A 22,069-nucleotide genomic window follows, 5' to 3' on the forward strand; every position below is an offset into this window, starting at 1 on the left:
GCGCACAGCCTCCCCTCGCGCCCACCCACTCTGCGACGATCCGGTTCGACATGTCCCTGGCTTTCCTCGGCACCACGCAGCATGCGAATCAGAGCCGACACCGTATGGTCATCAACCGACCAGAGACAAGGCTGACCACCGTGGCCGCTCGGTTGAGACGCGCGCAGGAGCAACTAAATGATCGGGGTTGGGCTGCGCAGACGTCAGGTCAGCCAGTCGTCGAGTGAGACGAGTGTCTTGAGCGGCGCGCCACCCTGGGCCAAGATCGCTCGTCCGGTCGAGCGTCGAGCAAGCGACCAAAGGCGACGACGAAGTTGCGGAGTGTGTGGATGGCGGCGCCGGCCTATGTTAAAGGCTTTCACCAACTGTTTCCTTGGCTGTTCTTCGCTTAGGACCTTGAGAACACCTGAGTAAGATCATGGCGCATTCGCGTGCGACTCGCGCGGGGTCCGGCAGGCGATGGACCAGTATCTGCGCCATCGCTCCGTCATAGAGGAGGTTCAGTTGGGCGGCCGTCTTCTCGCGGTCGTGCCAGGTGGCAGGTAGCAATGACGCGAACATTTCGAGGATGGCCTTCTTGTGCGTCCGGGCGATGGCGCGTATCTCGGCCGACTCTTCATTCTCCGCCACGGCTAGCATGAAGGCGCAGCCACGGAAGTCCGGCGAGTCGGCCTTGTCGTGCAGCAAGTCGAAGACCGCCAACGCCCGCGCCTGGCGTCGTCCGGGCATCTTTTCCAGGCCTTCGCGCAACGCCGCTACCACCTTCTCGTGTCGTCTTTGAAGGCAGGCCGCGACCAGCGCGTCCTTTCCTGAGAAATAGCGGTACATCGTCGCCTTGGCCACGCCTGTTTCAACGATGATGCGGTCAACTCCCACCGACTTGGTGCCCTCCCGATAGAAGAGCGCGCCGGCGGCGTCGATGATGTGATCGCGGATAGTGGGAGTCATGTGAAGCAGGTTGAAAGGCTCTTGCAAATCATAAAGCGGCCGCCAGCAGCCGCTGCGTATACGCATGGCGCGGCCGGTCCAGGATCTGGTCGACATCTCCAGTCTCCAGCAATTCGCCCTGGTACATGACCGTGATTCGGTCGGCGATATAGGAGACGACGGAGAGGTCGTGGGTGATGAAGATCATGGCCAGCCTGCGTTCAGACTGCAGGTCGACCAAAAGATTCAGGATCTGGGCCTGCACCGATACGTCGAGCGCGGAGACGGCCTCGTCGCAGATCAGTAACTTGGGGTCGCCCGCCAACGCGCGCGCGATGCCAACCCGCTGCCGTTGACCACCGGACAATTCATGAGGGCGTCGCTGCAACAACGCTGCCGACAGTCCGACGGCATCAAGCAGGGCCGCAATGGTGGCGCTGTCGGATGGCGTTCGACGCGTATCCCCGCGGTCCAGCAGCGCGATCGGTTCACGCAGGATGCGCTCGACTGTGAACCTTGGGTCGAGCGCGGCCATACTGTCTTGAAAGACCATGCCGAGCTGCCGTCGCTGGGCGACCGAGCGCGTTGCGGCGGAGGGTGGAAGGTGCTCGCTTGCCAGCGAGAGTGTGCCACTGCGCACCGGGACCATGCCCAAGAGAGCCCGTGCGAGCGTGGACTTGCCTGAGCCCGACTCCCCCACCACCGCCAGCACCTCACCCGGCTGCACATGCAGCGATACCCCGCGCAAGGCATCGATGCGGCCGTGCCTTTCATCGAACGACACCCGGAGGTCATGGGCTGCGAGCAGCGCGGGAGCGCCCGCCGGCGAGGTCATGCCACGGCTTCCCGGCGGAAGCCCAGACCGCCGTCGCCCACCGCGTGGCACCAAACCGCTCCATGTGGCAGGCACTGCTCGACCGGCACGACCGATCTGCAGTGTGCGCTGGCGAGGCCGCAGCGGCCCGCAAAGGCACACCCCGCGCCAGCCTCACCGGGAGCAGGCACGCGCCCCGGGATCTCTGCCAGCCGGCGACGGGCACCCTCTGAAGCGCGGCGGTGGGGGCGCGCTGCCATGAGGGCTTGCGTGTAGGGATGCACGGACGCATCCAGCAAGGTGTCGGCGCGCCCAACCTCGACCGCCCTGCCCGCATACATTACGATCACCCGATTGGCCCAACGGGCCACGAGGTTCAGATCGTGGGTGACGATCACCAGAGCCATGCCGCTGTCGCGTTGCAGATTCCGCAACAATGCAAAAATTTCCCCCTGGACGGTCGCGTCGAGCGATGTCGTCGGCTCGTCTGCAATTAGCAAATTCGGCTGGTTGGCGATCGCGACGGCGATCAACACGCGCTGACGCATGCCCCCGGAGAGCTGGTGTGGATAGGCCGCAAAGGCGTGCATCGGGTCCGGCAGGCTGACCCGTGCCAGCAAGGCGAGCGCCTCGTCCCGAGCGCGAGGCCGGCCAACTGGTCGGTGAGCCAAGATCGCCTCGACGATCTGCTCGCCGATGGGCAACACCGGGTTGAGCGCTGCCATGGGATCCTGGAACACCATCGCAATGTGCCGGCCGCGGCGGGCGCGCCAAGCGGACTCGGCGAGTTTGGTCACGTCTTCGCCCAGTAGCTCGATCCGACCGCTCGCAAGGTGCACGCCGTCCGGCAGCAAGCCGGCGAGCGCGAGCGCGGTCAGCGATTTGCCACAGCCCGACTCGCCGACGATGGCCAGCGTCTCCCCTTGGGCGACCTCTAGATCCAGGCCACGGACGGCCAGTACCGGGCCAGCCGCCGTGGGCACGGAAATCTCGATGCCCTGTACGCGCACGATCCGCGGTGCAGTCACATCTGTCCTCACGCCTGTACTCACGACGAAGCTCCGCGCCGCAGATGTTGCGCCAAGCCGTCTCCGATAAGGCTCAGCGCAGCTACCATCAGGACAATCGCCGCGCCGGGAATCAGGGTCATGTAGGGTGCATCAATTAGAGCCTCCCGCGACGCGCCGATCATCCCGCCCCAGCTGACGCGATTGCTGTCACTCATCCCGAGGAACGCCAAGCCCGCCTCAGCCAGAACGGCTAGGGCCGTGAGCACCGAGGCGGCGACGACCACCGGTGGCAACGCATTAGGCAAGATGTGGCTGAAGACCACGCGTGCATGGCTGCCTCCCATCACGCGGCAGATCTTGACGTAGTCGCGCTCACGCAGTGTCAGCGTCTCAGCGCGCACCAGCCGTGCCACCATTGTCCAACTCGTGATCCCGATCGCCAAGACGATGTTCTGCAACTGAGAGCCCGTGATCGACACGATGATGATGGCGAAAAGGAAATGGGGGATAACCTGGAAAAGCTCGGTTAAGCGCATCAGCAGGTGGTCCGGCCAGCCGCCGAAGTAACCGGCCACCAGGCCGACAGCGGTGCCCAGCACGGTGGCGATAAATGTCGCGAACAAGCCGACAAGGAGCGAGACCCGGGCGCCGTGCACCAAGCCCGCAGCAATGTCGCGACCCATGATGTCAGTGCCTAGTGGAAAGCGGGCATCTTCGCCCGGCCGCAGAAACGCGGCGCCCGCCAGATCAAACGGATCTCCTGGATAAAGCGATTTCGCCAGTAAGGCCACGAGCAACTGGATCGTCAGCAGCAGCGCACCGAAGCGGAGTGACAGGGGCCAGGACGTCCAGGTCCGCCAAGCGCGGTGGGCCACGGTAGTGCGCGCGAGCGCGATTCCGCTCGACGCTTGCGTCGTCTTCATTTCAGCCGCACCCTCGGATCAAGTAGCGCGTAAAGAAGGTCGACCGCCAGGTTCACGAGCACGACCAGTGCACCGCTACACAGGATCAGCCCGGCCAGCAAGTTGAAGTCGCGCTGCTGCATCGCTTCGAACGCCAGGCGCCCGAGCCCCGGCCAGGCGAACACGGTTTCGACCAGAATCGCCCCGCTCAGCAGCGCGCCGGTCTGCATTCCGATGATGGTGACCAGCGGAAGCATGGCGTTGCGCAGCACATGCCGAACCGCAATGCGAATCGACGACAATCCTTTCGAGCGCGCCGTTCGCACATAGTCCTGCCCGTAAACCTCGAGCATCGCGCCGCGCGTGAAGCGTGAATAGATCGCGGCATGCAAGGCGCCCAGCGTGATGGCGGGAAGCACCAGATGGCGTGCCACGCTGAGCGCGTACGCCCACGAACCCTCGAGGCCATATGGATCGACGAGGCCGCCGATCGGAAGCCATGGCAGCACCACAGCGAAGACCAGCATGAGACCGATGCCGAGCAGGAAGCCGGGCGTCGCGTAGATGAGAAGCGCCAAAATGCCAATGAGGCGATCCGCCGCACCGCCGCGGCGCGTGGCCGCCAATGCGCCCGCGACCACACCGATAACAATCGCCATCAGCAGGCCGGCCGTCGCGAGCAGCAGTGTTGGACCCAGTCGCGCCGCGATTAGTGTCGTTACGGGCGCATTATTGCGGAACGAGAACCCGAGATTGCCCGAAAGTACGTTGCGCGCGTACAGCAGGAACTGCATGTAGAGCGGCTGGTCGAGTCCGAAGCTCTGCCGCAGGCTCGCCAGGTATTCGGGCGAGCCCCCACCGGCCTCCCCGGCCAGCACCTGAACCATGTCGCCGGGAGCGATCTGCAGCAGCACGAACGCGGTCAGAAGAATCAGGGCAAGCGTGGGAACCATTTGCAGAATCCGCCCAACCGCGTAGGAGCGATGCAGGGGGACCCGACCGTCTCGCGCTCCGTCGCGGGGCCGCGCGTCGTTGGCCACGGGAACCTGGGGCACCGTGGCCCTCGCCGCTGAAATGATGCTCACGGTGCGAGCCATGCGCTCTTCAGCGAATCGTATGAGCCATCCGAGCCCGTCCCCAGACCGTGCAGGCGCTTCGAGGAAACCGTGTATATCCGGTTCTCGAGCAGCGTGAAGTTCGGGATGTCGGTCAGCGCCTGGTGCTGGATTTTCTTGTAGAGTTCGATTCGGCGTTCTTCGGTCGGTGCCTCGTGCGCCGCCTCGATCAGCCCGTCCATCGCCGGATTGCTGTAGCCCGAACCGTTCGACCAGGGCACGTCCTTGAGGATGGTCTTGGACCAGAACAGCCGGTCAGCGCCGATCTGCGGATCGCCGAAGCCGGCGCGGTGCGTGACGATCAGATCGAAATCGTTCTGCGTATAGACCCGTCGCATGAACTGTGGCAGATCCTGACTGCGTAGCGTCACGTCGATGCCGACCCGACGCAGTGACTGCTTTACGAATTCACCGTAGCGCTGGAAGTTCTCGCCGAAGGGCAGCCAGTCCAGCGTGATGGCGAAGCGCGTGCCGTCCGACCTGCGCGGCATTCCTGCTTCGTCGAGTAGGAGATCGGCCGTCTTCAGGTCGAATGGATATTTCGGCAGGTTGGTCGTGAAGAAGCGCGTCTGAGTCGAGAGGACGGGTGAAGTCCCCGGCTTTGCGATGCCGCGGGTGGTGACCTTCGACATGGCCTGCAAGTCAATCGCATGCGCCACCGCGCGGCGCACACGCACGTCGTTGAAGGGAGGCCTTCGGACATTGAATTCGAGCACGATGCTCGATGCCAGCCAGTCGTAGCCGTGGAAGTCAACGTTCAAGGTCAAGTTCCTCCGCGCGCGCTCCAGGTCGTTGATCGTGATCGGGGCCAGGACACCGTACTGAACGGCGCCGGTCTCGAAGGCGGCGTAACGCGCCGTCGCGTCGGGGATGATGCGGTAGACGATCCGGTCGAGGTACGGCTTTCCGGCATCCCAGTAGTCCGGATTGCGTTCGAGCACGATGCGCTCGCCTCGCACCCATTCCTTGAACCGGAAGGCCCCCGTTCCCACGGGGTTGCTGTTGTACGGATTGCGCAGGATGTCCGTGCCTTCGTAAAGGTGCCTGGGCAGGATCTGCGACTCGCCGCTGTTGAGCGCACTGAGGATCACACCGGACGGGTTGCGCAACTTGAAGACCACGGTCAGCGGATCAGGTGTCTCCACCGAGTGCACGGCAGCGAAGGTCGAGCGAGCGCGGGGATGAATCTTCATCCAGACCTCGTCGAAGGTAAACTTGACGTCCGCCGAGGTGAAAGGCCTTCCATCGTGCCATTTGACGTTTGGACGCAGCTTGAATTGGATCTCCCTTCCGTCCGGGCTGACGCCCCAACTCGTGGCCAGTTCGGGCTCGAGCTTGAAGTTGTCGCCGAAGTGCACAAGGCCGTCGAAGATCTTGGTCGAGATTGCGGCCACCGCGCCTTGCTGGTTGAATGCCGCGGTCAGCACAGCCGGTTCGCCCGGATTCGAAACGACCACCAGAGTGCCGCCGCGGATTGGAAACTGTGCCAACGCGAGTCTCGGAATCACATGCAGAAGAATCGCCACGACCGCAGCGAGAAAAAAGTGTGACGCACGCGGCCGATAGGGAAGATTGTGCATTCGATGGACCTGGGCTTTGTGTAAGTGATGGTGTGGCATGGTTGCGTCCGATGCTGAGTCAGACGCCAAGCGCGGCCTTGCCGGCGTTCAATAGCACAACGTCCGACTGCGGCGCATGGACACGGCCGCACAGCGCGTCGCGGTAGTGACGTTGGAGCGGGTTGGCGCGGTCCAGACCATGGTTGCCAGTCGCCGACAGCGCGAGCTCGAGCGCATGTATCGCATTGCCTGTCACCACTTGCTTGATCTGCTGTGCATGGAGTGGGTCAACCATCGCGGCCGCATCTGCGCGGTGGCCCGCGTCGTGGATCAACGTTCGATTCACCAGCAGAAGGGTGTCGATTTCGCCGACAATCGCCTGCAGGCGTGGCACGGTGGCGAGCGTTGCGCCGAGGCTGGAAGGTCTGCGCTGGTGCAGAAAGCGATGCAGCCAGTCGCGTCCGGCGCGCGCGATACCATCGTAAAGCGCCGCAATCAGCACACCGTTCCAAACCTCGACCACCGCGCGCCGCGCCTTGGCTTCGGGCGACCCGGGCACGGAGAACCCGAGCACGTTTGTCGCCGGGACCACCACCTCGTCCAGCACGATCTCGTGACTGGCTGTGGCGCGCAGGCCAGTGTGGTTCCAGGTCGGGTTCACCTTCAACCCGGCCGCATTTCCGGGAACCAGCACAGTTCCCACGCGTGGTGCGTCGTCTGGGCCGGTGCGTGCCAGCACCAGCCACCAGTGCACGATGGGGCTGCCGGTCGCATAGGCCTTGCGCCCCGAGATGCGCCAGCTGCCATCGGGCTGCTGCGTGGCAACTGTGCCCGGCAATCCGCCGCGTATGGCGGAGCCCAGGTCGGGTTCGGCCTGCAAGGCGTTGAGAATGCCTCGCCCCTCTACCGCCGCGTGAGCAATCGCGCCATATCCTGCTGGAGGGTTGCGCCCCAGCGTGTGGTGCATTAGGTAGTTCATGGCCAGGAGCAGCCCGGTGGATGCCTCACCAGCGCCGACAGCTCCAACGACGCGGGCTGCATCTGCCAGTCCGCCGCCAAGGCCCCCATGCGCGACCGGCACGGTCAGAGCTAGGAGGTTGAGCGCGCCGAGTTGTTTGAAGTTCGCATGCGGGAAGCTGGCGCGTTCGTCATGCTCGGCTGCAGTGAGTGCGAATTGGTCGCGCAGGTCAGCGAGGAGTTCATCGCTGAGTCGCGTCAGTGGCAAGGAGTCTGAATGGCCCATAAGATCGGCTTTAGAAAGGATGTCAGGAGTAGCCCTCGCGCTTCAGGCGGGGGCAGTGGCGTCAGAAATTACGCCGAAGGTCGCCAGGGCCTGCTCGCTCATTGCTGGGTAGTCGATGTAGCCGCGCGGCCCGCCGCTGTAGAAGGTCGACGGGTCCGGCTGGTTGAGCGGCGCATTGCGCCGGAAGCGTTCTGGTAGATCAGGGTTAGCGATGTACAGACGCCCGAAGGCCACAGCATCGGCCAGCCCATCGGTCAGCACCCGTTCGGCCGTCTCGCGGGTGTAGCCGCCGTTCAGGATCAGGGTGCCCTTGAAGAGCGGGCGCAGGATGGGCGCGAGGAACGGGTCGCCCGCGATGGGGCCAGGCCCGGAGTTGGCAGAGGAAGATTTCCTGACAAGACGAAGGTACAGCGGCAGGAATGGATCGTCGTCGTTCGTTGTTCCCTCGAGCAGATGAAGATAGACGATGCCACGCCGATCAAGTTCGGTAGCGACATACGAGAATGTGCCGACGGGGTCGGAGTCGCCAATGCGGTCGGAGCGGAAGTGCGGCGAGACCCGAACCCCGACCCGGGAAGCGCCGAGTTCAGCAATCGCCGCGTCCACCACTTCCAACAGAAAGCGGGCGCGATTCTCGATTGATCCACCGTAGGCATCGGTGCGGTGGTTGGTCTCGTCGCGTAGAAACTGGTCAATCAGGAACCCATTTGCGGCCAGGACTTCGACACCGTCGAAGCCGGCTTTGCCCGCGCGGCGGAACGATGCGCGAAAGGTCTCGACGATCGGTCCGATCTCATGCGTTTCGAGCGCGCGCGGAACCGGGAAGGCTTCGAGGCCCTCAGGCGTTACTACGCCGCCGATCGCCTCGATGGCCGAAGGCGCCACGGGCAGAACACCGGTGGGCATGGTCGACAGCAATGCCTTGCGGCCTACGTGGTAAAGCTGTTGGAATATCGTGCCCCCGGCCGCATGTACGGCATCGACCACGCGCTTCCAGGCGGCGGTCTGGTGATCGGTGTGATGAGCCGACGCATTGGCGCGCGTTGTGCTTTGCGGCGAGACGTGGCAGCCCTCGGTGATGATCAGGCCCGCGGACGCGCGCTGCGAGTAGTAGACGTCCACGAGTTCGGTCGGGGCGCGCATGTCGTCGGAGCGGGCCCGCACGAGAGGCGCCATGAAAACGCGGTTAGGGAGGACATGTGCACCGATCACCAGGGGTTCTAGGAGTTTCACAATGAATCGTCGGCACTCGGCCGATGGCGTGGACGAGCGACAAAGATAAGACAGAACGTTCTTTCTGGTTAGAAGGAATTATTGCTTGCTTATGCGTTTGGTGTTGGGGTGCGCCGAGCGAGTACGCCCTGCCGTCCGCGCGCCGCGCCGAAGAGCGGGTGGGCGATTGGACGCGGGACTGAGCTGTAAACGCGGCACGCGCATGCGCGCATCCGCGCTTGACTCCCTACAACTGCGTGATCGCGCTCATCTCGGGCATCGGCTCCCAGGGCATTGCCCACTACCAACGCATCGAGCTGCCCCTGCGGCAAAGCGAGCTGTGTCGCAGCGCGGCGCGCGCGGCCAGGCGAAGCGGTGTTGAGCCTTCTGGCAGTACACCACATGCCGATGCCGCCGTGCACGAGCAACTTCAAGCGGGTGGCCCGCGCGTTCGCGAAGACGTAGCCGTGATCCGCGAGAGCACTGCCCAGAGCGCGCGCGACATGCGCTATCAATCGCTCCGCGCCGGCGCGCATGACGCGCATGTCCAGAGGCTGCGTGCACAGCCACAAGGCATCGATCCGAATCATCGCAGCAGCTCGCGAAGCCATCTCGCACAATCGGCGGCCGCCGAGATCGGCCAAGTAATGCTCGCAGCGATCGAGCCGCGCTTGAGCTCGAATTGGATCGATTCGCCGAAACCGGTCGCAGCGGGCGATGGCGATGGCGCCCGGAGGCGCCGGCGGAAACGACAAGCAACGAAGTCCGGCGCAGGCTCGGGGGATTGGCCTCACGGTCGCGGCTAACGAAGCGCCAGCGTCCTCGTACGCCGCGTAGATCGGAGACGATCGTGTTCCCAGCCGCAGTCCTCAAGGCGAGGCGCCCAGCTGCTTGCGCCACACCTCCGCCCTCTCGCGCGCATTCCGGCCGTAGAGAACCGCTACCGCGGCCGGCAGCTTGCGTCAAAGCGCAGAAGCGGTTGTCAGCTTGCTGGAGTCCTATCCTGATCCAGCTAAGTAAAGCTATTTAAGGGTGTTGTCCCAAACTTAAAATTTCCCGTCGCCTGAAGGCCGGATTCCACCCGAGTGCACGTCGTGCCCTTTCATTAGAAGCGAACGTGTTGTCATCCACAACGTTATACACACCGGGGGCTCCACGCTCTATCGCGAGGACCGCCGCGTTGGCCGCAGCCTGTACGTGCACGACGCACGGTCCGACAGGCTCCTCACTGCTCGTGCCCGGTCCATAGAGCAATCCGTAGCGCAGCACGACACCTTGGATGGGCGGAGAATCAAGCACCGCATGCTCAAGCGAAGATGCTGCTTCAACGACGATGCGCAACTCAGGATCTACTACGCCGAGCAAATCCTCCTCACGGTGTGGCACCGGGCCAGGCGCATAGAGCCAAGCCAAGCTTTGTGCTATCGCACGCCTCGTGCCTGCTTTCTTGGCGGCCCTAATCAGATTGCCTGTACCTTCATTCCAGACACGTGCGTTGCGCACTTTGCCCTCTACCATTGCTTCTGGACTTAGGTCCTTGGGCAGGTCCGTAAGCTGGTGAATAAGAATTTCCGGCTTGATGCGCATGAAAGCTGTTTCGACCGCAGAACTATCAAAGACATCGAGAACGACGGGCTCGACCCCCACTTCTCTAAGATGACCCGCTCGCTCTTCCAATCTCGTAGTACCGAAAACGCGGTAACCCGCTTTGATCAAAAGCGGGACAAGCTGGCGCCCGATTGCGCCAGTTGCGCCGGCCAAAAAAACTGTTGTACTCATTTGTGTTCTTTCGACGGAAAAATATTTATGCATGAAGCCGAACGGAAGCCAACGTATCGCCTTCGTTAAACACACTGGGCCAGTGCGTTCTTTACGGCAACGACAAGATGAAATCAAAACGGTTCACGGCAACCCACAATCGGGACTCGTTGTGCGAGACGACGGCAAGCCGTCAGTAGTTGTAGTCGACGGCATGAGAGATGTTGTCGGTGGGCCACCAATATCTACGATTGTCGGCAGGCGAGTAGGATTTGTTGTCATCTCCAGCGCGGACTTGGTAGAAGTTGTTACGCCATAAAGAGCCTCGGGCCGAGCCACCCCAGAAGTTGCCATAGAGCGGACCATAGAGCTGGCGCAGTTCAGCAGAAAAAACGTTGCCGCTGAAGGTTATGTTTGTAGCGTTGTCCACTACACCTATGCTGATCGCGTATCCATATCCTGAAACATAGTTGTTTGTGAAAGCGATGTTGTCATAAACGCCACTGCCCTGCAGCGCCAAGCCATTTGTATTGCCAATTGACGCCAAGGTATTGTGGTCGATTAGCATCGGCCCGCCGTCACCTTCACTTTGCGGTCCAATTCCATCGTGGTGGTACACGTCATTGGCCGTATCCGAGGCATCATGGATGTAGTTGTTCGTCCAGACTGACGGCCGTCCAGGATACCCGGTCACGATTTCCATTCCGGCGTTGCCCCAGATGTCGTTGTGGTCCATCACCGCTACGGCGGTTCGCATCGTGGTTGCTAACTGCCATGATTTGTCGAAAGGAGTGCCTGGTGGTGAGCGTGATGAGGAAACAGTGCCGTCGTTTCCAGGCGGCGTAACATAGAAACTCGGCTTGAAGGTTGAATAGCGAAACGCGACATTGCTTGCAGCATATATCTGCACCAAGTTGTCGTTTGGATTCTTTCCTTCGAACAGACAACCGACAAATGTAAGGTTGTCACCATAGATGTAGACCTTCGATGCAAGGAAGCGGGTGTAGGAGACAACACTGTTGTCGGGAAGCGTAACAATGAGAGGCTTGCTGTCGCTCATTCCGCTCGTATAGTCGGCCAAGTGGCCTGGGTAGGCGTCTAAGCCTAAGCCGGCGACGTTTGCAGGCGTATGCGCGTACCCGGTGTTCGAAAAGTCAGGCCAATAGCCCGATCCGTCATTTGGTCGCGAAGTAAGTGCTGAACCGGTGCCCGTCACGCTGTAGACAACGTTGATTGACGCGGTTGAGAGGTTGCTCGCAGCGTCATGAGCGGTCACAGTGATGACATTGCTCCCAGGTTGCAACGGAGAAGCCCTGAAATTCCACGAAGATACTCCGTTGGCTATTCCGCCACCCCCACGGCTGTTCGACCAAGTTACTTGCGTTACGCCTAAGTTGTCTGTTGCAAAGCCCGCAATTTCTGCAAAGGAGCCTGTTGTCGAATAGAACCCAGAGTTATCAGGCGCCGTGATCGAAATAGCAGGCGGCACTTTATCGGAACCGCCTGGGGCCGCGCTTTTAACTGTAAGAGTCGCAACGCTGCTATTTCCGGCTATATCGCGCGCTGTTATCGTGATGACGTTATCGCCGACTAGCAAAGCGATGCCAGAAACTGACCATGACATCGTTCCCACTGCCACGCCCTGACCACCTCGACTGTTTGACCAGGCGACCTGCGTTACTCCAATTTCGTCCGCGGCAACACCGGAAATCGCAATGATTGAGCTTGTAGTCGAATAGGTTCCAGAAGTACCGGGCGCAGTGATGGAGATTGTGGGAGGAACTATGTCAACGACAGTCTTCACAACTTTCAGTGAAGCGGTCTTTCTGTTGCCGGCGGCGTCGCGCGCCGAGACCGTTACGACGTTGGCACCCAACTGCAGCGCGATCCCCGAAATTGACCATGACGTCGTTCCTTCGGCCGTGCCGCCGCCTCCTCGGCTGCTAGTCCATGCAACTTCGGTGACGCCGACGTCGTCCGCGCTGACTCCTGCGATTGATACGACCGACGCAGTTGTTGAGTAAGTATCCGTCGAAGTCGGAAAGGCGATGCTGATTGCAGGGGCTTGGATATCTGCACCGAGGCCGGGGCCGAATCCCCCGTCGCCGCCACAGGCTGCCATCAGCGCCGCGACGATTAAGAACGCAATGCGACTCGGCAAGCTCAAAAGGTTAAGGACGTTGCATGTCATACGTGGTATCCAACGAGCGCTTAGCGCACTCGGGCAAGGAGCGCGACGCTCCTGAGATGGTCTTGTCGCTGCGGAAAGACAACAGTTTTCCGTCTACAAGGCAAAATAATGCCGACAAAACTCGGACGGAAGGTCGAGAGCGCCTGTCGCCGGATGCCGATCGCAGCCACTTGGTTCGCGTCGAAGGTAGCCCTAAGCTAACTAAGAGAACGCCATTGCGGCGCCGTCTCGAGGCCTCTGCGTCTGATCTCGGCTAACGTGCGTCGGGCACTCGACGAGTTTTCATGAAGTCCTCAAAGCTCTCCCCTCGCATGGCGGCGTAGACCTCCAAATTGGTCCAGTTCGAGACGCGCGCGAATTTTTCGAGCACGAAGAAGCTCACGCCATAACGGATCATGCCGATCCAGTCGCGTTGCCGCACCAGTTGCAATTCCTCCTCGGACAGGTGGGCTTCTTGCATTAAGCAGTCGGGGTCAGCCTTGAATCGCGCGCGCGCAGTCGCGTGGGTAAGATTCCAAAAGAAGCGGTTAAGTCGGATCGCGCGATGGCTGGCGCGCAGGTCGAACACATAGGTTCCGCTCAGCGCCTCGATGCCGGCGAGTTGAGGATTGGGGTGGCTCATGCGATTTCCTCCCAGAGCGCGACCGTCAAGGCCGTCGTCGTCGCCAGGTAGTAGTTCTGATGAAGCTTGCGTAGCTTCGGACCCATCGCGCCGCGCATAGCCAACCACATAATCTGCTCGACGCTCTCGGCGCCGCCCAATCGAATAAAGTCAGAGTGCGTCATTTGAGTCAATGCTTGCGGATTGTGCTGCAGCAATTCCAGGAACTGGTGGTCCCAATCCTCGTTGTTGAAGCCGGTCCGTTCGCCATGGACTTGGTGCGACAGTCCCCCGGTACCTACGATGGCAACGCGCCGATCATGCGGGTAGCTTTCCACTGCGCGCCGCACCGCCTGGCCGAGCTTCCAGCATCGTGCGGCGGTCGGAAGCGGGAACTGCAGTACATTGATCGCGATCGGCACCACGGCGCCCGGCCATCTGGGATCGTGGGGCCATAGCAGCGGAAGGGGAGAGGCGCAACCGTGGTCGAGTGGTTTTTCCTGGAAGGTCGCCATATCGAACTCGTCGTTAACGAGCGATTCTGCAATGTGGATCTGCAGGTCGACGTCGCCGGTGATGGGCGGTAGCCGCCGCATACCCGCGCCCTCGTCGGCTATCTGAAAAGTCTCACCGATGCCGAGGGAGAAAGTCGGGTAGAGGTCGAAGAAGAATGCCGATGCATGGTCGTTGTAGAACATGATGAGCGTATCCACTTCCTGCTCGTCCAGCCACTTCGCGACAGGCTTGTAGCCGTCGAACAGCGGCTTCCAGGCCGGATCCTCCTGCTTGCCCTTGTCATAGGCAACTCCGATGGTGGGAACGTGCGAGGTCCCGATGCAGCCGATAACCTTTGCCATACCTTCCTCCTCTCAATCCGCGACGTCGGAGAGTTTCACGTACTGTTCCGCGATCGCCCGCTGAGCCGCTTCGGACTGCGAAATGAAATCGAGCTCGGTCAGTTGCATGCCGCGGTCGAAGGGCGAATGTTCGTCGAACCTATGCAGGAGCCCGGTCATGTAGGCCGAGAAGCGAATCGTCTTCCAGACCCGCGCCATGCATTCGGCACTGTAACGGTCCAACTCGGCGCGCGAATTGCTCGAGAAGTACGCGGCCATGCTTCGGGCAAGGATGCGCGCGTCGGCGACGGCCATGTTCAGTCCCTTCGCTCCCGTGGGCGGCACAATGTGCACGGCATCGCCGGCGAGAAAGAGGTTACCGTGCTGCATCGGGCTGGCGATGAAGGCGCGCAGTTGTGCGATGTCGCGCTGGAAGATCTCGCCTTCCTGGATCTCCGTGCGGCCGTCGTCGAACATGCGCGTGTGCAGTTCGTCCCAGATCCGAGCATCAGTCCAGTTCTCGGGCCGGTCCGACGGCGGCACCTGTAGGTACAAGCGTGAGATGCTCGCCGATCGCCGGCTACACAGCGCGAAGCCGTTGTCGTGGTTGACGTAAGTCATGTCAGACATCGGCGCCGCTTTGGCCAGCACACCCAACCACGCGAAGTTGTAGGCGCGGGTATAGGTGGTGATGACGCCCTCGGGCATCGAGGCGCGCGAGACGCCATGGAAGCCGTCGCACCCGGCCACGAAGGCGCATTCGAGCACCTTCATCTCGCCGCCCTGCTTGTAGTGCACCCGCGGCGCGCTCGTCTCGATGCCTTCGATGCGCACGACCTCGGCTTCGAAGATCAGCGGATCGCCTTCATTCACACGGGCGCCGATGAGGTCCCTCACGACCTCCTGCTGGCCGTAGATCCTGACGCTGCGGCCAGTGAGGCCGGGCAGGTCGAGGTGGATGGTGCGTCCGTTAAAGCGCATGTCGAGGCCGTTGTCGACCAGACCTTCGCGCATCATTCGCTCGCCCAGGCCGAGGTTGTTGAGCGTGTCGATGGTTCCCGCTTCGAGCACGCCGGCGCGCACGCGTCCTTCGGCATACTCGCGGCTGCGCAGTTCGAGGACGACGGACTCGATGCCTTGCCGCTTCAGCAGATGAGCGAGGAACAGCCCCGCCGGTCCGGCGCCAATGATGGCTACTTGCGTCTTCATGAATGATTCACTTCCTTGTGTTGTTTTGTGCAGTGTGCGAGGCTGGGACGTGCAGCGCTTCAGGCCACCCTTTGTCGAATGCCTTGCACGATGGCCTTCGCTTCGCTAGCGATCGATGCGCGGCCGCGCGCGGCATGGGCGGCTGCGGGGTCCCCGAAGTAGCCGAGGGGTGTGACGCGGCGCGAGGCGTCGAAGCCCTTCCGCCATTCGGCTAAATCATCAGGCCCGAGGTTGGTCGGGACCAGCCCCGTCATGCGGTCCTCGCGCACCACCTCCGGGTTAAAACCGAGCATCACTGAAGTCTCCCATTCGCCGGCGTGGATGTCGAGGAAGGGGCCCGGAGGTTGATTGGGCGCCACGCAGAAGGGCATCACGTGCGGGTCCGACATCTCAATGCCGAGGCGGCGGAGAATCGCCTCGTCGCAGATGAAGCAGGCCTGCGCGCTCGATTCAACCGTGGCCTTGCGCATAGCCCGGTAGACGGCCTCGTTGTGTCCCCCGTCGTTGTGGCCGGAGACGCAGAACACACGTCTAACGCCATCGCCTGCCAGGCTCTTGATAACGTCGCTGACCAGATCGATCATGACTTCGGCGCGCACTTTGATCGACGCCGGAAAGTTCGCCGAGACGACGTTCACGCCCCAGTAGAACGGAGGGACGATGAGGGCCTCAATGCCGGAATCAGCAAGCAGCGCTTTAATCGCACGCAGGCGCGCGCTCGGGATGTAGACGTCGGTTGCTGTCGGCAGATGCGGCCCATGCTGCTCGATCACCCCCATGCTCCACAGCGCAATTGCGCCGCGGCCAATCGCGGCCTCAACTTCCAGGTAGGTCATCTCGGCGATCGTGTCTTTGAAAACCGATTGACCTTGCTCTAGGCTCACGAACGGGGATGGTGCCTTCATAACTGGTCTCCTTAAACTGCGATCCATTTCTGCACCACTGAGATGTCATTGAGCATGTGCTCGGCCGAGCCGGATTCGACAATGCGCCCGCGATCCAGCACGATGGCGTCGTCGCTGAGGCGGAGCGCATCCTCGGCGCGCTGCTCGACGAGCAGCGTGGCGAAGCCGTCCTCGCGTCGTAGGCGCGATAACGTGGCCTCCAGTTCCTCGACGATCACCGGCGCCAGCCCCTCGAAGGGTTCGTCTAGCAGCAGCAGCTTCGGGTTGGTCATGAGCGCGCGGCCGATCGCGAGCATCTGTTGCTCGCCACCCGAGAGCTTGTCGCCCATGTTGCGGCGCCTCTCGTGCAGCCGCGGGAAGACGCCGTAGACCTTTTCGAGGTTGTAGAAACCCGATGTGGCGGCGACGCGTAGGTTCTCTTCGACTGTCAGCGAATGAAAAATGTTGCGCTCTTGCGGCACCCAGCCGATGCCCAAGCGCGCGCGCTCCGACGGTGGTTGGGCCGAGATGTCCCGGCCCCGCCAGAGAATGCGACCGCCAGTCTGTCGCGTGTGGCCCGCGAGGGTCATCATCAACGTGGACTTGCCGACTCCGTTGCGCCCCAGGACCGCTAGGCTCTTGTTCTCTTGGAGCGACAGCGACAGATCCTCGATCACGATGGCGTCGCCGTAGCCGGCAGTGAGGTTGTAGATCTCAAGCATACGGATGGTGCCGTTGGCGTCCGAGGTAGACCTCGCGCACGCGATCGTCGTTGCGGATCTCCGCGGGGGTGCCTTCGACCATGACGCGACCGGAGACCAACACCGTGATGCGTTCGGCGAAACGGAATACGAGGTTCATGTCGTGTTCGATGAAGACAAGCGTCATGTCCTTGGGCAGGCCGCTGATGCGCTCGAAGATCAACTCGCTCTGCGCCGCGGGCACGCCCGCCGCCGGTTCATCGAGGATCAGCACGCGAGGACGCGTTGCCAGCGCGATCGCGATCTCCACAAGGCGGCGCTGGCCGTAGGCGAGCGCGGCGACTCGGCTGCCCGCCTGTGCATCGAGCTGCACCAGGGTGAGCAATGCACGCGCCTCGTCCGCAAGATGCGTGCGCGATGCTAGTGAACGCCAGCACACGTGCGAGCTTCCATCGCGCTCGATCAGTGCCATCTGAATGTTCTCGAGTACCGTGAGCTCCGTGAAAAGCCGATTGATCTGGAAGGTACGGGCCATGCCGCGCCGCACGCGCTGGGCTTGCGATTGGCGCGTGACGTCTTCTCCGCCGAGTACGATTCGCCCACTGGTGGCCCGCGCGGAGCCGGTCAGCGCAGAGACGAAGGAGGTCTTGCCGGCTCCGTTTGGGCCGATGATCGCGTGCCGGGCACCGGTAGGCACCTTCAGCGAAACCTGGTCGATCGCCGTAAAGTTGCCGTAGCGCAAAGTGAGACGGTCGGTCTCGAAAGCCATATCGGACATCACTTTCTCCTTCTCCACAGGCGGCAGGTCGTCTCGGACAGGCCGGCCACGCCGCGCGGCAGCACGAAGACCGAGGCCATCAGCACCGCGCCCACACCAAGCTGCCAGTACTTCGGGCTCACCGAAGACAGCGCGTCCTTGAGCCAGGTGAACAGCGATGCGCCAAGGATCACACCGGGAATGCTGCCGGTGCCACCGAGCGCGGTCATGATCACCACGTCCGCCGAGCGTTCGAAGCCGAGCATGTCGAGCGAGGCGAAGTTGCTGGTCTGCCCGAGCATTGCGCCGGCGATGCCGGCAAGTGCACCCGACAGCACGTAGGCCCTCGAGCGATGCCGGCCGACCATGGCGCCGATGGCGTGCATGCGTGCGGTGTTTTCTCTTAGACCGCGCAGCGCCAGGCCGAACGGCGAGGTCGACACCCTCCAGACGACGAGATAGGCGACCACCAGGCCGGACAGCGCGTAGAAAAACGCGACGTGTCCCGCGAAGTCGAAGGTGAAGAGGCCGGCGATCGGACCCACTGCAAACGAAGAGAGGCCGTCGGCGCCACCCGTCCACTCGTTGGCTTGGTTGGCCGCTTCATAGAACAAAAAGCCCATGCCCAGCGTGACCAGCAACCGGTTGAAGTCGCTGCCGACCACGACAAAGGGCGCCATAATGCCTGCCACAAGGCCGGCCACGAGCATGCCGATGGCCAGTGTCAGTAGCGGCTCGGTGACGCCATGATTTCCGAGGAATGCCACGGCGTAGGCGCCTATGCCCAGGAACATGGCATGGCCGAGCGAAACGATGCCTGCGTAGCCTTGCAGCAGGTCATAGGACAGGGCCAGGATGGCGATGATGAAGATGGTGCGCAGCAGTACCAAGTAGCCCGGGAATATGAAGTAGAAGCCGACTGCCACGGCGAGCAGCAGGGGCAAGGCGATGCGAATGTCGAGGGTCTTGGTCATCCTGCTCTCCGAATGAGGCCGCTTGGCATGAAGATCATGGTGAGTACTAGCAGCGCGTAGATGACAAAGCTGCCCACGGCGGGGACGTAGTACTTGAACAGTCCGTCCGCGAGACCTAGGGATAGCGCGGCGATGAAGGACCCGAGGATCGAGCCTGGCCCGCCGATGGCCACGACCATCAGTGTCATCACAAGGTACTTCAGCGGGAAGCTCGGATCGAGCCCGAGCAGGCCGACCGCGAGCGCACCGCCGAGCCCGGCGCACGCAGCGCCGAGCCCGAAGGTCAGTGCGAACAGGCGCGTGACGTTAATGCCGATGCTTTCGGCTGTGCCTCGTAGATCGACCGCGGCCCGTACGCGAGCCCCGAACAGAGTACGGTGGAACAGCGCGAGCAGCAAGCACAGCGCCAGCGTGCCGCAGACCATGATGAATACTCGGTAGCCGGTGGTCCAGGTGCCAAGCAGCGTGACCTTGGCCACTGCCCAATCCGGGAGCGGAATGGGCTGCTGCTGGGGGCCGAACATGATGTTTGCGATCGCACTCGCCACAAAGGCGAGGCCAATCGAGAAGAGCACGTGCTGCAACGCGAGCTTGCGATAGACGTGTGCAATCAACAGACGCTCGAGCACCGCGCCGACCAACCCTGTTGCCACGAAGGTGGCCGGTAGCGCAAGCAGGAATGGCATTCCTAGGCCGCCGACGAGGACTACCATCAGGTAGCCGCCGCACATGGCAAAGGCTCCATGGGCGAGGTTGATGAAACGCATGAGCCCGAGCGTTATCGACAGGCCGATGGAGAATAGGAACAGCAGCATTCCGTAGGCCAGCCCGTCCACGAGGACGGTTGTGAATCCCTGAACGTTCATTTACTTAGCCGGGTCTTTGACGGCATGCAGCGTGGCGATCAGCGTGTTCACCGCCAAGCCCTTGTTCATGACGCCACGCCGGATGTAGATGTTTTCGATGATTTCGCGGGTGGCCGGGTCTATGCTGATCGGTCCGCGCGGGCTGTCGATCTGAATGCCCTTGACCGCTTCCATAAACGCGTCGCCGGTCTTGCCGCCGGTCTTGCCGAGAGCCTTGTAGACCATCGCCATCGCGTCATAGCCCTGCATCACGCGGTAGCTAGGCAGCTTGCCCGCACCGTGCTTCGCTTGGAAGGCCTTGAGGAAGACCCTATTGGGGGCGTTATCGAGTTCGGCCTGGTAGTGCCACGCGGAAATGACGCCGTCTGCCGCATCGCCCATCGCGGGCAGCAGGTTGTCATCGACCACGTCGCCGGTGACCATGAGCTGCGCACCGGTGCCCTTCAGTCGCGCGCTTGCCTGCTTGATGAACGCGATCGACACATCGCCACCGGGGTTGAATCCGAAGACGATTTCGGGCTTGGCCTCGAGGGCGCGCTGCAAATATGGGCCGTATTCCATCGACGACAGCGGCGTGCGGTCCTTGCCGACCACCTTGCCGCCGCCTGCCTCGAAGCCCTTGACGAACCAGGTCTCGGCGTCGATGCCGGGTGCGTAGTCGGACACGATCAAGTAGGCGGTCTTTTTGCCTTGGGCGGCGGCCCATTGACCCTGCGTGTAGGCCACCATTGGCATGGTGCCGGAGATGCGGGTGTAGTAAGGCGACTTCTCGGTCAGCACCGACGTCATCGCGTTGACGATGATCGCTGGCGTCTTGGACTGCGTGAGGATGCTCGCGGCGGCCATGGCATTCGGAGTGAAGCTGTAGCCCACGATTAGCTCGGCCTTGTCGCGCGTGATGAGCTCTTGCGTCAAGCGACGCGCGAGGTCGCCTGAGTTAGGCCCTTGGTCGTCCTTCACCACAAGCCTGATGTTGCGGTCGCCGACCTGGGGACTATTGAGCTCTTGGTACAGGCGCATGCCGTTCTCGTAGTGGGAGCCCTGGTCGGCGAACGTGCCAGACAGCGGTAGGATGACGCCGACGATGAGATCGTTGGTGGCGCGTGCCGGCGCTGCGGAGAGGCTGAGGACTCCCGCTGTGAGGGCGAGCGCGGTGCGCGTAGCCCGCCGAATCAGAGTGAAGGAAGAGGCGTTTCGCGAGTGCATAAGAGGTCCTTTACTTCGAGGAGGGAGGGCTGGTATGTCCCGGGGGAGCGACTGAACGGAAGTTGTTGCAGGCCTCGTTGTCAGGACGCTCGTGTGTCGTGTAGGGCACTAAGTCAAAAAAGGTGAAACCAGCACGCGACTGGAACCGCCAGCCGTCGCCCGTGCGGGTCAATCGGTCCATGAAACCACCCATGCTGACCGTGCCGAGACGCCTGCCCAGACGTACGAGGAGGATTGAATGACAGGAGGCTCGGGCGTGGTGTTCATCGAGCAGTTCGACTTCAGGATTGGCGACCAGATGCTGGCGATCCGACCCTTGGGACCGAGCCAGGAAGGATTGCAGGATCGCTGCGCGGCCGACGATCGGCCGCTCCCGGTCGCTCGGACGGATGAAGGTGGCGTCCTCGGTGAACAGTTCGGCCACTTGGTGCCATGCGGCCTCATCGTTTAGACGGGCGTAGGCGCGTTGCAACTGCTCGATAGCGCGGAGGTCTTCCGATCGGGTCATGTTTCGGACGCGCCGGCTTGCGCGGGCTGCAGCATGTCGCTCAGCATCTCGTTGACGGAGACAACGTCGCCGAAGCTCTGATAGACGGTTTGGAAGCCGACGTTGTGATCGTCGTCGAAGCGCGCGGCATTGGCGTCGTACACCATCGCGACGTGGTAGTCGAGCATCATTGCGTCGCGAGCCGAGGTTTCGCAGCAGAAATTGGTCAGCATGCCGACGACGGCGACGTTCTTGACGCCTTTCGCGTCCAGATGCTGTGGTAGATCGGAATACTTCGGAATGAAGGCGCTGAAGCGCTGCTTGTCTGCGTAGATGTCCTCGGGTCGGGCGTCAAGGTCGGCGTGTAGTTCTTGGCCGGGGTGGCCCTTCGTCAGGTTGTCGCGGTGCCGCTGACCATTCTCCGGCGTGAAGAAGTGATCGTGGTAAAGGGGCCACAAGCTCTGACCGCCTTTGCCTGCGACCATCTTTACCCAGGCGACGTGGCCGCCCCGCTCACGGAACGCCCGCGCCAGCCGGTTGATGTTTGGGATGATGGCGATGGCGGACGGGACGTCGCGCACGTAGAACTCCTGCATGTCGATCACGACCAGTGCGCTGTGTCGTGGCTCGAAGCGATCGAACACGCGCAGGCGGCCGCGCTTTTTCATCACGCGGTCGATCACGTATTGGGGCATTTGGAACTGGGTAGGCTGGGTCATGCGTGGGCATCAATGGATAGCGTGACGCCAATGATGCGGCGCAGTCGTCGTCACGGAACTGCGAAAAGGTCGAAAGCCGGTCTGAAAAACTTATCGCG

At 62.2% G+C, this 22,069-nt stretch carries 22 protein-coding genes; all 22 read right to left on the reverse strand.

The annotated features are described in order from the left end of the window. Positions 1-348 precede the first annotated feature (348 nt). Entirely contained in the window at positions 349-1,044 is a 696-nt protein-coding gene (locus QTH90_RS27175; protein ID WP_286667693.1) for a TetR/AcrR family transcriptional regulator, read from the reverse strand. Continuing rightward, positions 977-1,762 (reverse strand): ABC transporter ATP-binding protein, encoded by a 786-nt coding sequence (locus QTH90_RS27180; protein WP_286667694.1) that lies wholly within the window; start codon positions 1,760-1,762, stop codon positions 977-979. Before QTH90_RS27180 ends, QTH90_RS27175 begins: the two co-directional genes overlap by 68 nt. Then, a complete protein-coding gene (locus QTH90_RS27185) occupies positions 1,759-2,793 on the reverse strand; it encodes an ABC transporter ATP-binding protein (protein WP_286667695.1) in 1,035 nt (344 codons plus the stop codon). The genes QTH90_RS27180 and QTH90_RS27185 overlap by 4 nt, the downstream gene beginning before the upstream one ends. Continuing rightward, entirely contained in the window at positions 2,790-3,674 is an 885-nt protein-coding gene (locus QTH90_RS27190; protein ID WP_286667696.1) for an ABC transporter permease, read from the reverse strand. Before QTH90_RS27190 ends, QTH90_RS27185 begins: the two co-directional genes overlap by 4 nt. Further along, positions 3,671-4,738, reverse strand: a complete 1,068-nt coding sequence (locus QTH90_RS27195; RefSeq protein WP_444814773.1) for an ABC transporter permease — start codon at positions 4,736-4,738, stop codon at positions 3,671-3,673. Before QTH90_RS27195 ends, QTH90_RS27190 begins: the two co-directional genes overlap by 4 nt. Continuing rightward, entirely contained in the window at positions 4,735-6,258 is a 1,524-nt protein-coding gene (locus tag QTH90_RS27200) for an ABC transporter substrate-binding protein (RefSeq protein WP_286667697.1), read from the reverse strand. Before QTH90_RS27200 ends, QTH90_RS27195 begins: the two co-directional genes overlap by 4 nt. Positions 6,259-6,406: 148 nt before the next feature. After that, the gene (locus tag QTH90_RS27205) at positions 6,407-7,570 is read right to left on the reverse strand and encodes an acyl-CoA dehydrogenase family protein (RefSeq protein WP_286667698.1); all 1,164 of its coding nucleotides are present in this window, start codon (positions 7,568-7,570) and stop codon (positions 6,407-6,409) included. Positions 7,571-7,612: 42 nt separating this feature from the next. Beyond that, on the reverse strand, positions 7,613-8,806 hold the full coding sequence (locus QTH90_RS27210; RefSeq protein ID WP_286667760.1) for an alkene reductase: 1,194 nt from the start codon (positions 8,804-8,806) through the stop codon (positions 7,613-7,615). Between the two features lie 86 nt (positions 8,807-8,892). Next, positions 8,893-9,393, reverse strand: a complete 501-nt coding sequence (gene tnpB, locus QTH90_RS31555; protein ID WP_353506640.1) for an IS66 family insertion sequence element accessory protein TnpB — start codon at positions 9,391-9,393, stop codon at positions 8,893-8,895. Positions 9,394-9,808: 415 nt separating this feature from the next. Next, positions 9,809-10,594, reverse strand: coding sequence for an NAD-dependent epimerase/dehydratase family protein (locus QTH90_RS27220; protein ID WP_353506637.1), 786 nt, complete (start codon positions 10,592-10,594; stop codon positions 9,809-9,811). Between the two features lie 139 nt (positions 10,595-10,733). After that, positions 10,734-12,731: a hypothetical protein gene (locus QTH90_RS27225; RefSeq protein ID WP_286667700.1), complete on the reverse strand. Its 1,998-nt coding sequence runs from the start codon at positions 12,729-12,731 to the stop codon at positions 10,734-10,736. 253 nt (positions 12,732-12,984) lie between these two features. Next, positions 12,985-13,353, reverse strand: a complete 369-nt coding sequence (locus QTH90_RS27230; RefSeq protein WP_286667701.1) for a protocatechuate 3,4-dioxygenase — start codon at positions 13,351-13,353, stop codon at positions 12,985-12,987. Continuing rightward, the gene (locus tag QTH90_RS27235; RefSeq protein ID WP_286667702.1) at positions 13,350-14,189 is read right to left on the reverse strand and encodes a gallate dioxygenase; all 840 of its coding nucleotides are present in this window, start codon (positions 14,187-14,189) and stop codon (positions 13,350-13,352) included. The genes QTH90_RS27230 and QTH90_RS27235 overlap by 4 nt, the downstream gene beginning before the upstream one ends. 12 nt (positions 14,190-14,201) lie before the next feature. After that, on the reverse strand, positions 14,202-15,377 hold the full coding sequence (locus QTH90_RS27240) for a 4-hydroxybenzoate 3-monooxygenase (protein WP_286667703.1): 1,176 nt from the start codon (positions 15,375-15,377) through the stop codon (positions 14,202-14,204). 59 nt (positions 15,378-15,436) lie between these two features. Further along, positions 15,437-16,282: a creatininase family protein gene (locus tag QTH90_RS27245; protein ID WP_286667704.1), complete on the reverse strand. Its 846-nt coding sequence runs from the start codon at positions 16,280-16,282 to the stop codon at positions 15,437-15,439. Positions 16,283-16,293: 11 nt separating this feature from the next. Further along, the gene (locus tag QTH90_RS27250; protein WP_286667705.1) at positions 16,294-16,983 is read right to left on the reverse strand and encodes an ABC transporter ATP-binding protein; all 690 of its coding nucleotides are present in this window, start codon (positions 16,981-16,983) and stop codon (positions 16,294-16,296) included. After that, positions 16,976-17,740: an ABC transporter ATP-binding protein gene (locus QTH90_RS27255; protein WP_286667706.1), complete on the reverse strand. Its 765-nt coding sequence runs from the start codon at positions 17,738-17,740 to the stop codon at positions 16,976-16,978. Before QTH90_RS27255 ends, QTH90_RS27250 begins: the two co-directional genes overlap by 8 nt. Then, complete coding sequence (locus tag QTH90_RS27260) at positions 17,740-18,693, reverse strand: branched-chain amino acid ABC transporter permease (RefSeq protein ID WP_286667707.1); 954 nt, start codon at positions 18,691-18,693, stop codon at positions 17,740-17,742. The genes QTH90_RS27255 and QTH90_RS27260 overlap by 1 nt, the downstream gene beginning before the upstream one ends. Next, on the reverse strand, positions 18,690-19,559 hold the full coding sequence (locus QTH90_RS27265; RefSeq protein ID WP_286667708.1) for a branched-chain amino acid ABC transporter permease: 870 nt from the start codon (positions 19,557-19,559) through the stop codon (positions 18,690-18,692). The genes QTH90_RS27260 and QTH90_RS27265 overlap by 4 nt, the downstream gene beginning before the upstream one ends. Continuing rightward, positions 19,560-20,765 (reverse strand): ABC transporter substrate-binding protein, encoded by a 1,206-nt coding sequence (locus QTH90_RS27270; RefSeq protein WP_286667709.1) that lies wholly within the window; start codon positions 20,763-20,765, stop codon positions 19,560-19,562. A gap of 10 nt (positions 20,766-20,775) precedes the next feature. Continuing rightward, the gene (locus tag QTH90_RS27275) at positions 20,776-21,273 is read right to left on the reverse strand and encodes a nuclear transport factor 2 family protein (RefSeq protein WP_286667710.1); all 498 of its coding nucleotides are present in this window, start codon (positions 21,271-21,273) and stop codon (positions 20,776-20,778) included. Beyond that, the gene (locus QTH90_RS27280) at positions 21,270-21,947 is read right to left on the reverse strand and encodes a cysteine hydrolase family protein (RefSeq protein WP_286667711.1); all 678 of its coding nucleotides are present in this window, start codon (positions 21,945-21,947) and stop codon (positions 21,270-21,272) included. Before QTH90_RS27280 ends, QTH90_RS27275 begins: the two co-directional genes overlap by 4 nt. Between the last annotated feature and the right edge of the window lie 122 nt (positions 21,948-22,069).

It is taken from the genome of Variovorax flavidus, assembly GCF_030317145.1.
In the GTDB taxonomy this organism is placed as follows: domain Bacteria; phylum Pseudomonadota; class Gammaproteobacteria; order Burkholderiales; family Burkholderiaceae_C; genus Variovorax; species Variovorax flavidus.

What these genes read in the sequence shown, in the direction of transcription:
- QTH90_RS27275 (WP_286667710.1), bottom strand. Translation starts at nt 21,273, where the DNA reads ATGACCCGATCGGAAGACCTCCGCGCTATCGAGCAGTTGCAACGCGCC.
- QTH90_RS27220 (WP_353506637.1), bottom strand. Translation starts at nt 10,594, where the DNA reads ATGCATAAATATTTTTCCGTCGAAAGAACACAAATGAGTACAACAGTT.
- QTH90_RS27190 (WP_286667696.1), bottom strand. Translation starts at nt 3,674, where the DNA reads ATGAAGACGACGCAAGCGTCGAGCGGAATCGCGCTCGCGCGCACTACC.
- QTH90_RS27245 (WP_286667704.1), bottom strand. Translation starts at nt 16,282, where the DNA reads ATGAAGGCACCATCCCCGTTCGTGAGCCTAGAGCAAGGTCAATCGGTT.
- QTH90_RS27205 (WP_286667698.1), bottom strand. Translation starts at nt 7,570, where the DNA reads ATGGGCCATTCAGACTCCTTGCCACTGACGCGACTCAGCGATGAACTC.
- QTH90_RS27180 (WP_286667694.1), bottom strand. Translation starts at nt 1,762, where the DNA reads ATGACCTCGCCGGCGGGCGCTCCCGCGCTGCTCGCAGCCCATGACCTC.
- QTH90_RS27255 (WP_286667706.1), bottom strand. Translation starts at nt 17,740, where the DNA reads ATGTCCGATATGGCTTTCGAGACCGACCGTCTCACTTTGCGCTACGGC.
- QTH90_RS27230 (WP_286667701.1), bottom strand. Translation starts at nt 13,353, where the DNA reads ATGAGCCACCCCAATCCTCAACTCGCCGGCATCGAGGCGCTGAGCGGA.
- QTH90_RS27280 (WP_286667711.1), bottom strand. Translation starts at nt 21,947, where the DNA reads ATGCCCCAATACGTGATCGACCGCGTGATGAAAAAGCGCGGCCGCCTG.
- QTH90_RS27265 (WP_286667708.1), bottom strand. Translation starts at nt 19,559, where the DNA reads ATGAACGTTCAGGGATTCACAACCGTCCTCGTGGACGGGCTGGCCTAC.
- QTH90_RS27240 (WP_286667703.1), bottom strand. Translation starts at nt 15,377, where the DNA reads ATGAAGACGCAAGTAGCCATCATTGGCGCCGGACCGGCGGGGCTGTTC.
- QTH90_RS27260 (WP_286667707.1), bottom strand. Translation starts at nt 18,693, where the DNA reads ATGACCAAGACCCTCGACATTCGCATCGCCTTGCCCCTGCTGCTCGCC.
- QTH90_RS27225 (WP_286667700.1), bottom strand. Translation starts at nt 12,731, where the DNA reads ATGACATGCAACGTCCTTAACCTTTTGAGCTTGCCGAGTCGCATTGCG.
- QTH90_RS27270 (WP_286667709.1), bottom strand. Translation starts at nt 20,765, where the DNA reads ATGCACTCGCGAAACGCCTCTTCCTTCACTCTGATTCGGCGGGCTACG.
- QTH90_RS27250 (WP_286667705.1), bottom strand. Translation starts at nt 16,983, where the DNA reads ATGCTTGAGATCTACAACCTCACTGCCGGCTACGGCGACGCCATCGTG.
- tnpB (WP_353506640.1), bottom strand. Translation starts at nt 9,393, where the DNA reads ATGGCTTCGCGAGCTGCTGCGATGATTCGGATCGATGCCTTGTGGCTG.
- QTH90_RS27175 (WP_286667693.1), bottom strand. Translation starts at nt 1,044, where the DNA reads ATGTCGACCAGATCCTGGACCGGCCGCGCCATGCGTATACGCAGCGGC.
- QTH90_RS27235 (WP_286667702.1), bottom strand. Translation starts at nt 14,189, where the DNA reads ATGGCAAAGGTTATCGGCTGCATCGGGACCTCGCACGTTCCCACCATC.